The 14,804-nt window shown below is 36.4% G+C and carries 13 protein-coding genes and 1 other annotated feature; of the genes, 5 read left to right on the top strand and 8 right to left on the bottom strand.

From position 1 onward, the window contains the following. Window positions 1-28: 28 nt before the first annotated feature. Entirely contained in the window at window positions 29-475 is a 447-nt protein-coding gene (locus EFD62_RS06300; RefSeq protein WP_069194169.1) for a hypothetical protein, read from the top strand. Between the two features lie 135 nt (window positions 476-610). Further along, on the top strand, window positions 611-796 hold the full coding sequence (locus EFD62_RS06295) for a hypothetical protein (protein WP_069194170.1): 186 nt from the start codon (window positions 611-613) through the stop codon (window positions 794-796). Between the two features lie 57 nt (window positions 797-853). On the opposite strand, the gene EFD62_RS06290 is transcribed toward EFD62_RS06295, so the two are convergent. Beyond that, window positions 854-1,294, bottom strand: coding sequence for a threonine/serine exporter family protein (locus tag EFD62_RS06290; RefSeq protein WP_128705875.1), 441 nt, complete (start codon window positions 1,292-1,294; stop codon window positions 854-856). A 14-nt stretch (window positions 1,295-1,308) separates the two neighbouring features. Then, window positions 1,309-2,064 (bottom strand): threonine/serine exporter family protein, encoded by a 756-nt coding sequence (locus tag EFD62_RS06285; protein WP_069194172.1) that lies wholly within the window; start codon window positions 2,062-2,064, stop codon window positions 1,309-1,311. Window positions 2,065-2,267: 203 nt separating this feature from the next. On the opposite strand from EFD62_RS06285, the gene safA reads away from it, so the two are divergent. Next, window positions 2,268-2,876: a SafA/ExsA family spore coat assembly protein gene (gene safA / locus EFD62_RS06280; RefSeq protein ID WP_069194173.1), complete on the top strand. Its 609-nt coding sequence runs from the start codon at window positions 2,268-2,270 to the stop codon at window positions 2,874-2,876. A gap of 155 nt (window positions 2,877-3,031) precedes the next feature. Here the strand turns inward: safA and EFD62_RS06275 are convergent, their stop codons facing one another. The 4 genes from EFD62_RS06275 to EFD62_RS06260 all read right to left on the bottom strand — a co-directional run bounded on the left by EFD62_RS06275 (window position 3,032) and on the right by EFD62_RS06260 (window position 9,729). After that, window positions 3,032-4,402: an MATE family efflux transporter gene (locus tag EFD62_RS06275; RefSeq protein ID WP_069194174.1), complete on the bottom strand. Its 1,371-nt coding sequence runs from the start codon at window positions 4,400-4,402 to the stop codon at window positions 3,032-3,034. Window positions 4,403-4,500: 98 nt separating this feature from the next. Continuing rightward, the gene (locus EFD62_RS06270; RefSeq protein ID WP_083225125.1) at window positions 4,501-6,747 is read right to left on the bottom strand and encodes a methyl-accepting chemotaxis protein; all 2,247 of its coding nucleotides are present in this window, start codon (window positions 6,745-6,747) and stop codon (window positions 4,501-4,503) included. 74 nt (window positions 6,748-6,821) lie between these two features. Next, on the bottom strand, window positions 6,822-8,303 hold the full coding sequence (locus tag EFD62_RS06265; protein WP_069194175.1) for a hypothetical protein: 1,482 nt from the start codon (window positions 8,301-8,303) through the stop codon (window positions 6,822-6,824). Between the two features lie 220 nt (window positions 8,304-8,523). Next, window positions 8,524-9,729: a methyl-accepting chemotaxis protein gene (locus tag EFD62_RS06260; RefSeq protein ID WP_069194176.1), complete on the bottom strand. Its 1,206-nt coding sequence runs from the start codon at window positions 9,727-9,729 to the stop codon at window positions 8,524-8,526. A 408-nt stretch (window positions 9,730-10,137) separates the two neighbouring features. Further along, window positions 10,138-10,344 (top strand) — a binding site (T-box leader). A gap of 86 nt (window positions 10,345-10,430) precedes the next feature. On the opposite strand from EFD62_RS06260, the gene EFD62_RS06255 reads away from it, so the two are divergent. After that, window positions 10,431-11,549, top strand: coding sequence for a phosphoserine transaminase (locus EFD62_RS06255; RefSeq protein ID WP_069194177.1), 1,119 nt, complete (start codon window positions 10,431-10,433; stop codon window positions 11,547-11,549). Window positions 11,550-11,895: 346 nt separating this feature from the next. On the opposite strand, the gene EFD62_RS06250 is transcribed toward EFD62_RS06255, so the two are convergent. Next, complete coding sequence (locus EFD62_RS06250) at window positions 11,896-12,735, bottom strand: GNAT family N-acetyltransferase (RefSeq protein WP_141695911.1); 840 nt, start codon at window positions 12,733-12,735, stop codon at window positions 11,896-11,898. Window positions 12,736-13,226: 491 nt separating this feature from the next. Next, complete coding sequence (locus EFD62_RS06245) at window positions 13,227-13,583, bottom strand: RidA family protein (RefSeq protein WP_069194178.1); 357 nt, start codon at window positions 13,581-13,583, stop codon at window positions 13,227-13,229. A 780-nt stretch (window positions 13,584-14,363) separates the two neighbouring features. Between EFD62_RS06245 and EFD62_RS06240 the strand changes: the two genes are divergently transcribed. Then, window positions 14,364-14,789, top strand: a complete 426-nt coding sequence (locus EFD62_RS06240; RefSeq protein ID WP_069194179.1) for a DUF4279 domain-containing protein — start codon at window positions 14,364-14,366, stop codon at window positions 14,787-14,789. Window positions 14,790-14,804: the final 15 nt, after the last annotated feature.

The raw sequence follows: 14,804 nt of genomic DNA, 5'->3' as shown, positions 1-14,804 counted from the left end.
AACTATAGAACTATAAGGAGTGATATAATTGCACGGACAGAGCAATTTAAGTCTTGATTGGGATCTTGCAAGGGTAGATTCAATATATCAGTTAGAAATGCTTCATTTAAAGGACATGGGAAACTATATTTACAATTTCCTGCTTCCTAATCTCCAAAAAAGTTATAAGCATGCCAAGCAACATCTTCCGGGAAACACACGAAAGAATATTTACTCTATGCAAAAGCTTCTTGCAGATCTGATTGAGGACTATGACTTTGTCAAATTATCCATTAACGAGGACATTGGCTCAGAGTACTTCACAAAGTATGAAGCACTGTTTTTGCTAATTGAAAGCGTTAATATGATTTACTTTTTTAGTGCAGTGGCAAAGTCAAAAATGAAAAATGATAACTCAGAGTATAAGCTAATATTACGCAATTTAATGAAACTTACCTCTGAAGTCCATAAAGATATAATTTGCATAATGGAATAATTTCCAAGTTATCCCTATTCCATACTCCCTAGGTGTAACAATATAGTATTTAATGAATATTATATTACAAAGCAAGCTTTAATGCCGTTCCCTTGACGGCATCACTTTTGAGCATTTCCAAAGGGAGGTAATAACGTGGCTGAAGAAAGCAATTTGGAGAAATTGAGGATTGAGAAAGCTTTAGATGAAAATGATATTATGCGAGATACAACCGAAGCTGTTACAACTTATGAAATAGACAGGAAAGATTGTTCTATCCCTATCGATGAAACAGCAGTAATACTGTTTTTTATTCTTATATTCCTCTTACTGTTTTATTAATGTAATTTAAAAACAGACAAAAGAAACATGCCGAATTCTGCCAACCTATCGGTTACTTCAAGCAGGATTCGGCCTTCTTTTTTTCAACTTCTTAGGTAATCGAAAAACTGCCGAGGTAAGCAAAATTCCAAACGCAATTGCACCGGCACAGGACATTGTCTCTATTCCTTTGCTCGCAGCTTCATATAACTGATTTTCTGCAATATGCTGTATGGTATTGTACGCACCTATACCCGGAACCAACGGAATTATCCCCGGTACTGAAAACACTGTAGCAGGTGCCTTTAACAATCTTGCCACACTTTCACTGTATATACCCACAACCACTGCTCCTAAAAATGATGCAAGTACAACGCTTTCCGCAAGCTCATTAAAGGTACTGTACGTAATCCATCCCAACATACCGCAGAAGCCAACCCATATCAAGTTTCTTTTTTCAACATTGTATATTACTCCAGGGCAAATACTACCTATAAACGCCAGAAGAATTTCTCTCATAATCCACCATCCAATCAAATCCAACGCAGACCAACAGACAAAGCTATTGCCACTCCTACACCCACCGCAGCGGCGATAAAAACTGCTTCTGTCAGTCTGAACATACTTGATACAATATCTCCGTAAAGGGCATCCTTTATTGCACTGGTTATGGCAAGACCCGGAAGCATAATTATTATGGAGGCAATAATAATTCTGTATAAATCCATAAACGGAAATAATTTTATCGCCAAAACGCTTAAAATACCTGCCGCCATCCCGGATATAAAATTCTCAAAGAATTCAAATATGCCTGTCCTGGTGATTTCTTCTTTTATGAAGTAAATAACAATCCCTATCACAAAAGATGCGCATGCTTCCGCTAAAGTTCCCCTAAAAAGCATGGCATATGCAAAAGGGGTAATTCCTGCGACGAGAAGCTTTAACGCATAACTATATCCCTCCAAGCCTATAATACTGTTCAAACCCGTCATTGCCTCCTGATAAGAAACAGGATTATTCTGAAGGCTTCTTGAAAAGGAATTTATTTTTTCTACCTTCTCCAAATTTACAGTTCTCTTTCTGATTCGTCGAACAAAGGATACGGGATTGCCTTCATTGTCGATTACAGTTATGAATATCCCCGTTGGAAGCACAAAACATTCAGCATCGACATTATAGCTCTCGCATATTCTTATCACAGTATCTTCGACCCTATATATCTCAGCTCCTCCAGTAAGCAAGGTCTCCCCTGCTTTTAGAGCCACTTCAATAACCTGGTTTGTTTTCATCCCATTCACCCACTGCTATTTCTTCCTGCATTTTAGAATACCCAAAAAGACTTCAATTACAATATTATAACACATCAGTTCGAATATCTCCTCGTTATTATATTATTTACTTTAATACAAGGTAAACATGGTATTAATTACATAATATTTATAACATAAAAACCTAGCAATCTTATAAAAATATTACATGAGGTGATATTTTTATGAAAAGAAAAAGTGTACTGGTATTCCTTTTTGTTTTAATGTTTACAAGCAATGTATTTGCCCAAACAAAGGTTTATACTGTTAAGCGGGGAGATACCATGTGGAAAATTGCTGTAAAACATCAAATAGGTATCAGTGAAATAATTTCAGCAAATCCCCAAATTAAAAATCCTGCCCTCATTTATCCCGGACAAAAAATCAATATACCGAGTATAGATGATGTAAAAGCGCAGGAAAATGAAGTCATAAGACTTGTCAACGTCGAAAGAGCCAAGAAAGGACTTCCCGCATTAAAGGCCAATTGGCAGCTATCAAGGGTTGCCAGATACAAATCCCAAGACATGGTGGACAAGGGTTATTTTTCACACACTTCCCCTACTTACGGTTCTCCCTTTAGAATGATGGAATCTTTCGGAATAAAATACACTGCTGCAGGTGAGAACATTGCCATGGGACAGAGAACAGCATCGGAAGTTATGAATGCGTGGATGAATTCCCCTGGCCACAGAAACAACATATTAAGTCCCTCTTTCAGTGAGATTGGAGTTGGACTTGCAAAAGGACCAAACGGAAGACTTTATTGGACTCAAATGTTTATCAAACAATAGCAAATTTGAGAAGTTGGATTTTATTGATTGAAATGTACATTATGAGAGCTGTGAAAAAAAACACAATATTTTTTCACAGCTCTTTTTCGGCCTCTTGGAATGAAAGAGGCAAAACGAAGGGACTCGATGTCCCGAGCTTTTATTGAAATTCAAATTTACGCCGGCATTTCTACGTTTTTGCTTTTTACAAGCGCCATCTTATGCCAAACCCGTGATCTCCAACGAAGGAGCATTGCAATTCCTCTAAACCATTCGTCACTTGCAAAGGCAATCCATACACCAACCAGACCAAATCCGCAAACTACTCCTAGCAGGTATGACAGTAACACCCCTATTCCCCACATCGATATAATGCCCATGATAACGGGGAATCTGACATCGCCCGCAGCTCTTAGCGAGTTTATTATGACAATGTTGAAGACTCTGCCCGGCTCCAAAATAATTGCAATCAGCATCAACTTGCTTCCCATTTCAATTATCGCCTGGTCGTCTGTAAAAACTCCCAGCAGCAGCTTCGAAAAGAGCGCAAATATCCCGGCTATGGCAACAGCAACTACTATAGCATATTTCAAGCTTCTCATACATGTCTTGTATGCCTTTTCATTATCGCCTGCACCGACAAGGTGACCCACAGCAATCTGATTTCCCTGCCCGACAGCTATCGAAAAAACCATTACAAACTGCATAAGGTTTAGTGTATATACCCTGGTTGTAAGAGCAGCCGTACCCAATACTGTTATTATACGGGTAATGGTAAGCTGGGAGCCCTCATAAGCAATTCCTTCCCCCGCCGAAGGAAGACCAATCTTTAATATATCTTTCAAAGTCTCCCACGGTATAGGTACAAGTTCTCGGAAAGAGAATTTAGTATTTAGTCCTGTCAACATTACAATCATCATTACAACAACACCGGCAGCCTGACTTATTACCGTTGCGATAGCAACACCAGCCACCCCTAGCTTCGGCGCTCCGAAAAATCCATACAGGAATATACTGTTTCCAATAATATTCATGATATTCATACCGATTGAAATATACATGGTTATTCTGGTATTGCCATAGCTTCTGATTATTGCGGACAAGGTAGCTATCATTGCCTGTGTAAAGGATAATCCTCCTACAATTCCCAAAAACGTCATAGCATATCCCATAAGTTCTGACGGGATATTAAGAAACATTAGTATCTGCCCTCTGAATAAGTACACAACAAGTCCAATAAATAAGCCGAATATCAAACTACCTGCAACCGAAGCAACAGCCACCACCGAAGCTTCTTTTTTCTTTTTGGCTCCTAGATACTGAGATATAAGCACGGTGGTTCCGGCTGAAACAATGCTGTACAACATGATAAGTATATAATGTATTTGATTTGCGACCCCGACTGCTGCTACAGCATCATCGGAATAATCACTTAACATAAAAGTGTCTACGTTGCCTAACATTGTTCTTAGCAGAGTTTCAATAAATATCGGCCAAGTAAGTGCAAAGACACTTATTTTTTTTCTTGAGGCCGCTTCATTTTGCATTTTCTATTCTCCAGTACAAAAAAGTTTTACACATATCAATTCTACGGTCGTAAAGATTTTATGTCAACTATGGATATTATCAATGGAATCTGAATCTTCTAATATTTACCAAAACCTTCATTATCAAGCTCAATTTTAATATCTGCTTTGGCAGTTCTTTTTCCCGTCTTCTTGCTTCCTGCTTCCTTTTTTTCCAGAACATCCTCCATATACTTCATAACTTCAGGATCTATTTCTGCTTGTCCCGGCATGTTTGCACTGGCTTTGAGATTGAACCTTCTTACCGTTTCCTTTAATAATTCTGCCTGGCTTGATAATTCTTGACTTGCCGCAGCACTTTGCTCCGCTATGGCCGAATTCGTTTGTATAACTTGTGAAACCTGAGATACACCCTGATTTATTTGTGCAATGCCTGTAGCCTGTTCATTGGAGGCTACCGATATATCCTGTACTATTGAAGCTGCTTTCGAAACTTCTTCTACAATAGTGTTTAAAGCATTCGCCGTATCCGATGCTATTCTCATCCCAGCCTCAACCGTATGGATAGAACCTTCTATGAGCTGTGTAGTCTCCTTTGCGGCATTTGCGCTTCTTGCCGCAAGATTTCTTACTTCCTCTGCAACAACCGCAAATCCCTTCCCGTACTGTCCTGCCCTTGCAGCCTCAACAGCAGCATTAAGGGCAAGTATGTTAGTCTGAAATGCAATATCATCAATAACCTTAATTATTCTTGATATATTATTTGATGCATCATTTATGTCCTGCATTGATTTCAGCATCTCACCCATTTTCTTGTTGCCGTCTATAGCGTTGTTCTTTGCGGTCAAAGCCAGATTATCGGCATTGCTTGCATTAACTGCATTTTGCTTTGTCTGTTTGGCGATTTCATCAAGAGAACATGTCAGCTCCTCGATAGAGCTTGCTTGCTCTGTAGCACCTTGGGACAGAACCTGACTTGAATCCGACACCTGTCTTGAACCTGCGGCCACTTGTCCTGCTGCAGAAGTAATTTCATGCATTATCTTATTTAATGATTTAATAATGGTGTTTAAGGCTTCATGTATATGTATAAAGTCTCCACGATAGTTTTCAGACAAGCTTACATCCAAATTTCCTCTAGACATTTCAGTAAGTACCCGAGATATTTCTTCAATATATAAATGTAACGTATCAATGGTATTATTTAAGGAATTCTTAAGTTCTGCATAATCACCTTTGTAATCCCCTTTTACACTCACATCCAAGTTTCCTGCAGCCAACCCCTCTAGAACCTCCTGAATTTCTAAAATAGGTTCACTTACAGCATCAAGAGTATTATTAATGCCTATAACTATATCCCTGTATCCTCCTTCAAATTTTTCTGCATCCCCTCTTGTATCTAAATGTCCTTCTGCAGCAGCTTTTGTGAGAACTCCAGTTTCATCCACAAGATGTTTTAAGTTCTCAACAACAGATTTCATGCTTTTTGATAAAATATCCTTTTCCGATCTAACAGTAATTTCGGTATCAAGGTATCCCTTTGAGATTTTCTCAGCAGCTTCTACCTTCTCTTTTATACTATCAGCCATCATTTTAAAATCGTTAGCCAGCTTGCCGATTTCATCCTTAGACGCAACATCCACCTCAATGTCTATATCTCCCAAAGCCATTTTTCCTGCTGCTTTGCTCAACTGTCCAATAGCATTTGATATTATTCTTAAGAAAATAATCGAAATTGTCAGTGCCAGAATCAGGGTTAAAATATCGACTGCCACTATCTGTCTAACCACGTTATTTTTCGTGACTTCAATTGAAGATATTTGATTACTTGCACTAAGATCAATCAATTCTCCTATTATGTCTATATCTTGTCTCGCCGCCTGAAAGCTCTCATTCCAGACCTGTGATAAAACCTTATTCTCAATCACATTATTGCTTTCTGTAATCCACTGATTAAAATTACCTTCAAACGACGTGAACAACTCAAAAATATTTCTTCCACTCTGGCTATCTCTAATTTCTAACCACGACTCACTATCTTTTTCCATTGTTCCTTTTATTTCAGTTACCTGTTGTCTAACCTGCTCTATATTATCTTTATATTCTTGAACTAAGTTATTATACTCTTCAGTGTTTTCTTTTAAATTGACGGTTCCCCACATTGCAACATATGCTTGGTACATATCTCTATCAGCATTTAGAATCATGGACATGGACTGAAAATGTTCATCGAAAATACTGGTTTTGACCTGTTTAAAAATGGCATTGATTGTAATAGTAGATAAGATTGTCACTATTATAAGTGCTACTATCGTAATAGATACAATTGTCAACAGCTTAGCCTTTATAGACATATTTTTGATCATAGCATGTGTTCACTCCTTAATTATATTAGAATTATACAACATATATAAATTATCGGAGTTACACGCCTTTTTGTTTACGATTCAATTTTTGCAAAATTTGACCCAGCAAGAATAGCAAATACCACCATAGCCGAATAATGATACCTGCCATGTACCTCAACTATGGTATGGATGGCACCAATTCCAAGAAACAGAAGCAGCAATGCCATAAGGATACTGTTATCTTCTTTCTTATATGTTCCCAAGAGTCCTTTAAAGGCCAATATGACAATCATGTAGTAATAGAAGTTGCAAATATATCTCAACAGCCCTTCACAGCTCTTCACATCTAATAAGGATGAAGCTTCCTCCTGCTTGCTCCCGGCAATCATATAAGTTACAACTTCATCATCCCTACCCCACATAATCATATTTTTCTTTATCGCCAACTTCAAATTACCGGTTCCTTGGCCCCTAACCCTTTGAATTGTCATATCAATCAACCGATCATGTACTTCCTGGGCATCAAAGGGGTCTCGGTTCATCAAATCTAAAAGCTCATTGGCATCACTCTGATTCCATGTTCCGCTAGAATTAATATTGGTTCCAACATAGATATTGAAACCTATGGGGCTCTTCGCCGTCCTATGTCCAATATTATTTGAAATATACATGCCTGTTAAATTAGCAAAAGAGAAATAAGCTATGATGAAAACTGCAAAGGGAATACATCCTGCCAAACTTTGCTTTAATCCTTCCCTCTTCTTAATTACCTTCATTACCTCAGCTACTCCCAGAATGATAATAAGCAATGTACCCATAGGGCGAACTGCATTGGCTGAAGCACATAAAATTCCAAGCAGAAGGTACAAGCCGCAAGAGTACAAGAAGCCCATTTTTTTGATTGACACCTTAAAATAGGCAAATATCAAAAGTACCATTAATAATGTGTATAATGGTTCAGTACATACAATTGAGGAATAAAACACATGAGAAGGCCATAGAGCCCAAACAATGGCTGCAGAAAATCCAATCTTCCAGTTTGAAATCATTTTTCCAAGACAATATATAAGAACCCCTGTTCCTGCTTCAAACAAAATATTCAAAAGCAGAGCAAAATACTTGTCGGGAGAAAAAACACCATACACCATAGCCAGTATAAAAGGATAGCCAAAAGTGTGGGGAAAAAGAGCTACATATTTGCCTCCAGCTGCTTCTCCCCTTGAAAACGCTTCCGCCAGAGTATTATACAGTGCAAAATCGCTGTTGGGCGTAATATCCACAATATTAATCCAAACAAACCTCGTTAAAAGAGTCATAAGAACAATAATCAATACTCTTATATACCCTTTATTAAATATATGTAAGTTTAAAGCTCTCTTAAAGATCCATAATGCTCCATATCCCACAACCCCCGCCATTACAAGAAACAACACATCTAACGCTTTATTCGTAAAAGGATTCTGAGACAATCGGACCAAACCGGAATTCAACATAAATACCACGATTAGAAAGAAGTACACACATGCTCCGGTAATAACCAGTTTATTCAATGACCACTTAAAAATGTTTTTCAAATTTCTCTCTCCTTAAGCCTCGTTATATAATTTCATTATGCCTTGAATACAAAATTAATATATATGTTGAAGTATCCAAAATCAATATAAAATGCTTATTTAGTAATATATAGCAATGCAAAAAGGACATACAGCACTCCCTCTAACTAGAAGGTTACTATATGTCTCTTAGAATATCAAGCAAAAAACAAGATTTATTTTTATCGAAGAAAAGGCTTTCTTACAGGTTGCTGTTCTCGCAAATTTCCAACAGCTCTTTTGAAAGCAGTTGAATATTCTCCATCGAATCGGTAATCTGCTCGAGGAAAACAGATTGGTTTTCAGCTGATTCCACCATACTGCTCAGCTCAGCGAGACTCTTTGAATTTATATCCTGTATATTTTTAATTATCTGCACAATATTATCCCCATTTTTTGACACACCCTGTGTAAGGTCTGTAACCCCCTGTATCTTGTCATTCACTTCTTCGCTGGCTACTGAAATCATTTCAAATGTATTGGCAGAGTTATTGATTACTTCCATACTTTTTGAAACCAGTTCGGCAGTTGTATCTATGTCATTAACCGCAAGGTCTGTATCTGCAAGAATTCCCTTTATCATCTGAGAGATTTCCTGGGCTGAATTATGGGATTGCTCAGCCAATTTTTTTACCTCACTTGCTACCACTGCAAAACCTTTTCCGTACTCCCCTGCTTTAGCTGATTCTATTGAAGCATTCAGGGACAGAAGACTTGTGTCATTGGCAATTCCGGTAATTACCTCAACCACTTTTTCAATTTTACTTGTTCTTTCTTTCAAGCTGTAAATGGTATTTTTTGTTTTGGTAGTATTCTCACTGATAATTCTGATTTCATCCATAGTTTTTTTCATTGATGATTTACTGTCATCAGTCATTATTTTTAACTGCTGCGAAATGCTTGATACGAAAACATACTCACTGGCTATTTTGTCCAGATCCTTCGATATGCTGATAGCGGCCTTTGTAGCCTCATTAACAAAGCTTAAAGTATCCTTCGAACCCATGTCAACATCGCTGGCACTTGAAGCAATCATTTTACTTGTCTCCAATGCATCTTTAGACATTCCAAATACCTCTTTTACAGAGCAAACCAACCCATTAGACGCCTTTGAAATGTCTTGAGCAGCAGACATCAGATTGTGGAGGGCTTTTTCCTTTTGCTCCAACTCCTGAGACTGGCTAAGTACAAATTTACTCAATATTATCAGAAATACTGCCACAGCAGCCCCAAATATTGCATGGACAACCAAAAACGCTATCCTGAATACGGTAACTTCCAGCGGCAACCATCCAAATAAGACAGCCAGATCACATACCACCATTATTGCACTGGAGATCGCCAGTATCCTTGTCACCAATAGATTGAAGCCTGTTATGTTTTTCAATAAGCCCTTCACTTTATCCATTTTCCGCACACTCCTTAAGATATTAAACTGTTTACTAATAAAAGATGAAATCAAATAGAATTATTTATTAATTTGCCGAACTTCCAAAGCAAAATATTGGGGATTGCCTTTGAAACCAATTAAGAACAATTAAAAAGCAAAACAGAATAACGAGATTATGTAAGATTATAATGAAATAGTATTATATATATATTATATAACACATATTAATTGTATGGAAACAAAAATTTTATGTCAAGTTGCAACAAGTTTGTTTTTTTTAATCTACCCCTTATCCCCCTTGAAATCTCTTATTACTTCTTTCAAATATTATAAATTATGAAATGTAATTAAAATTTTCATGCATCCCCTTGCATTGCAGTACAAAATATAATAAAATTAAGAAGTAATTATTTGATAGCCTAATATTTTAAGCCTGTGATGGGGAAAGTAACAAGTGCTCTGCATAAGAGAGTTGATGTTTGGTGCAAATCAACCAGAGGCCTCGTTGATTCCACCCCTGAGGCGTTGATGACGAATCAAACCGTTGCACCGGTTATCGTGCATAAAAGTGAGTTAGATATTGGATCTAACTAATTTGGGTGGCACCGCGGATAAATACCTCTCGTCCCTGATTATTGTCAGGGTTGAGGGTTTTTTTATTTATATAACTTTTACTTATCAAATGAATTTAAACAAAAATAAAGCGAGGAGAGAATAAAATGAAACCAACCAACAAACCTTTAAATCCATGTTTTTCATCGGGACCATGCGCCAAGCATCCCGGATATTCAATTGAATCCCTTAAGGATGCACCTCTTGGAAGGTCTCATAGGAGCAAGCTTGGAAAAGCAAAACTCTATGAGTCAATTATCAAAACAAAGGAAATTCTTAAGATCCCTGATGATTACAGGGTTGGCATAGTACCTGCATCCGATACGGGAGCTTTTGAAATGCTTATGTGGAATGTCCTTGGCGAAAGAGGTGTTGATGCAATTTGCTTTGAATCCTTTGGAAAGGGCTGGGCAAATGACATTACTAAAGAACTTAAACTGGAGAATGTCAATATAATTTCAGCTGATTACGGTGAGCTCCCTGATGTCAGCAAGGTTAATTTTGACAACGATGTGGTATTCACATGGAATGGAACAACAAGCGGAGTTAAGGTTCCAAACGGCGACTGGATTCCTGATGACAGGAAGGGGCTTACCCTCTGTGATGCTACTTCCGCTGTTTTTGCAATGGATATACCATGGAATAAAATAGATGCTGCAACCTTCTCATGGCAAAAGGTATTAGGCGGTGAAGCTGCTCATGGAATGCTTATATTGTCCCCAAGAGCAGTTGAAAGAATAGAATCCTATTCACCCTCATGGCCACTTCCTAAAATATTTAGAATGAAAAAGAAAGGTAAGCTTGATGAGACTATTTTTGAAGGCTCTACAATCAATACACCGTCTATGCTGTGTAATGAAGACTATCTGCAAGCTCTCCGTTGGGTAGAATCCATAGGTGGTCTTGAAAAGCTTATTGCCAAGAGTGAAGAGAACTTAAAGGTAGTTGAAGCTTTTGTTGAACAGCATCCATGGATAAGCTTTCTTGCAAAAGATAAGTCCATTCGTTCCAATACAAGTGTCTGCTTAAATGTAGATTTACCGGAAGATAAAATCAAAAAGCTTGTCAACTTGCTTTCTGAGGAAAAAGTAGCTTATGACATTTCTTCCTATAAAGAAGCTCCTGTGGGCCTTAGAATATGGTGCGGTGCAACCGTTGAAAAATCCGATCTGGAAATACTGTGCCAATGGTTGGAGTGGGCATATACTGAAGTTGTAAATTCATAAAACTTAGAAAGTTCGCCCACTTGCTGCCGGTCAAATGATTGCTGCAGGTGGGCGATACTCAATATATGACATATTTAGATTGCATCAAATTTTTTCATACTTCTTTAAAATCATTAACCCATCTAATGTAAAAATTGCATCCCATTTAGGTAATTGAGGATAAGGGTTAACAACACTTCCATTCTCCTTAATACTATCAATAAATACCTTTGCACCTTTATCAACAATGTCATTTGAGCTAAAAGGTATTCCATTGTTGTAATTGATGAATACCCTAACATATGTATGTGGCCCTTTGTAGGTCCCTTTTGGAACAGAATATCTATTTCCTTTTATAAATTTACAACTATGTAATAGACAACTCAGGGAACTTAAAATCGCCTAAATTGCAACGTAATCCTCTAACAAATAACGGGTCTGTTTCATATTCTTTCATTATGTAATTTACGTCAGACCAGTAGGGCATAAAACCAAACTCAACCTTTTTAACATTGGTAAACGGCAGATATCTAACTAAATCAGAGAAGCAAATATCTTTCATTGAGAAAACCCCAATGAGTTTAAGAATCTCTCCTTTCTGCTCTGCGATAACTATAGTGTTAATCTCTGGAAGTTCGTAAATGCAATCCTTAAGATATCCCAAGTATATATGAAAAATATTTACGCTAGCAGTATTTAAGCAATCAAGTTTTTGCGAAAAATTCACACGTTTGTAAACATAGTTCCACACCTTGGGATCATCATAGCTAAGTTTATTTGGCATAGCATCGTTATTTATTACACACTCACAAATTGGTAGCTTTTCGTATATGCGTTCAAACCCAAATTTCGGATAAAAATCTATCACGCCGTCATTTGCCGATAAATACATTGGAACATTATCGTATTTTTTAATAATATGCTCCATTAATACTCGGGATAACCCCCTACCTCTGTATTCCTTTTTCGTCGCAACAGCTCCAACGGATAGACCGGAGTATTGTTTTTGATTAAATAGTATTTGTGTCTTAAAAACACAGATATTTGAGACTATCTCGCCATTATCGATAATAGAATAGCTCTCATAATTTTCGTCCCAGAGATTTAAATCATACCAAAATTGAAAGTCAAAGAAAATATTCTTTAACAGATTATTAAGCATATATTGATATTCCTTGTTGTTTCGATTGTTAAAGGAAATTTGCATAATTTCACCTCATCTTAGTAATTAGATTTTAGCAAATAGTTTTGTTATACAAAGATAGCTATTGACTAAAACACTGGATTCCCCTCCTTTCTGTGATAAGCAAAAAAGGCTGCAAATGAACAATCGTACATTTACAACCCCATGCAAATTACTTTTCTATAGCTAAATACTAACAGCCATAACCAAATCCAAAATACCGTTAATATAACACCTGCATATTAGGTATAAAAAATACCGTGCAATTAAGGCACGGAAAATCCAATTTGTAAAACCAAAAAGGTTGCAGTTGATACCGTTGTTCTTAACAATGTATTACCTGAAAAAGAAAACCCTACTAAACCTAATAAAATATAGGTTAAGTAAAACTCTTTTATCAGATGCAATATTAAATTGTTTAGTTAAGAACAACTGGCATACTCCAATTCCCCTTTCGAGTTAGATATTAATAGAATTTTAATACAATATTATCTATCGGTCAATATCATGATTGATCAAAATTTCTTATATGCTATTCCATCCATCATACATAAGCAAGAAGAGTCCACAAAGTTTGTCGTTGTTGTCATTCTTGCGGGAAAACCATTCTCAAAATGTTTATAAAAAACATCTCTTGCCTTCCTGAAATCCTCAATATTCTTCAGGTACAAATTAATCTGAACCATATCATCCAAAGACGCACCAACAAACTGCAAAGTGTTTTTTAAGCTATTGAAGCATGCTTCCATCTGATATTCAATATCATCCTTGTCAAATCCACCAGCATGATGTGCAAGAAATATATAATCCCCTGCAACCACACATGAAGGGCAAGTATCATCTCCACAATGGGTAGGCATTCTTTTAATCATTTTTATCTCTCCTATCTCACAAGAATATTAACATGAAAATCATACCAAACATACGTTTGCCCGTCAACATAACGAGTAATATTTCACTTGATTTAGAAACCCATCGTTTTATTGGATGATATACGAAGATAGCTAATAACAGCTTTATAATTTTTGCTTGAATTCGTGGAACATAATGATAAGATATTATCATCTTAACAAAGTTTGTAAATAGTTATATATCAAAAAAATCAAAGAAAAAATTTAGATATATTTCTTTGCACAAACAATAGTCATAAACTGGTAAGGTTTGATGGTAGCCTCATACCCATAAAATTTGAGTTTAGAGAGATTATTATGGAAATAAAGATTATATGCAATTGCGAAAAATGTTTACTAGAGGTTTACAAATGATTATTGCACATGATTTATCAATAATTGAGTTGATATCTAAAATTGAAAATGGTGAGAAAATTTTTTACAGGGCAGCTGTTGATGATGGAAGTTAAAAAACTTTAATCTAATGGATGTAATCTTTGAGGAATGCATGCTGACTATTGATTTCTCAAACTCAAATCTGCATAACTAAAAATTTATAAACTCCAATATCAAAACATGTATCTTCTGTAATGCAGATTTAACTAATGCTTCTATTGAAGGTTGTTCTGTTGAGAGTATTGATATTAAAGGTGCAAAATTAGGTGGACTGATTTTTATTAATAATTGCTGTTATGGTGCAGTTTTAAATCAAGATGATATTGAAATATTGCTTACAAAATACATGATTAAAAGGAAGTGTCTATGAGCAAGAATGTTTTTGAAATAGATAAAACAAATGCAAAGGTTGAGTTCAATATAATTGGAGACGCCTTTAATCCAGATATTGTAACACAGAAACTAAAAATAAATCCTACTGAGGTTTGGATAAAGGGAGAGCAAATCAAGGGCAAAGACTTGTATAGGAAATATACTCTCTGGTCTATAAGTACTGAATATGAAGAGTCCCTCGATATCAATTACCAGTTAAAGGCAATCCTAAGTGTCCTGACTCCAAAAACCTGCGAGTTATTAGAACTAAAGAACACCTTGGATATTGAGTATAGATTTTGTGTTGTCATTAATATTAACAATAACGAAAATCCTGCAATGTATATAGATACTGGCACTATTAGGTTTCTTAATGAAATAACAGCAGAAATTGATTTTGATTTATACATTTACTCATAGTGAAATCTAATCAAA

The sequence above is a fragment of the Acetivibrio mesophilus genome (assembly GCF_004102745.1).
Classification (GTDB): Bacteria; Bacillota; Clostridia; order Acetivibrionales; family Acetivibrionaceae; genus Hungateiclostridium; species Hungateiclostridium mesophilum.
The sequence above is the reverse complement of the archived record's forward strand: the minus strand, read 5'-3'. Positions and strand labels throughout refer to the sequence as shown.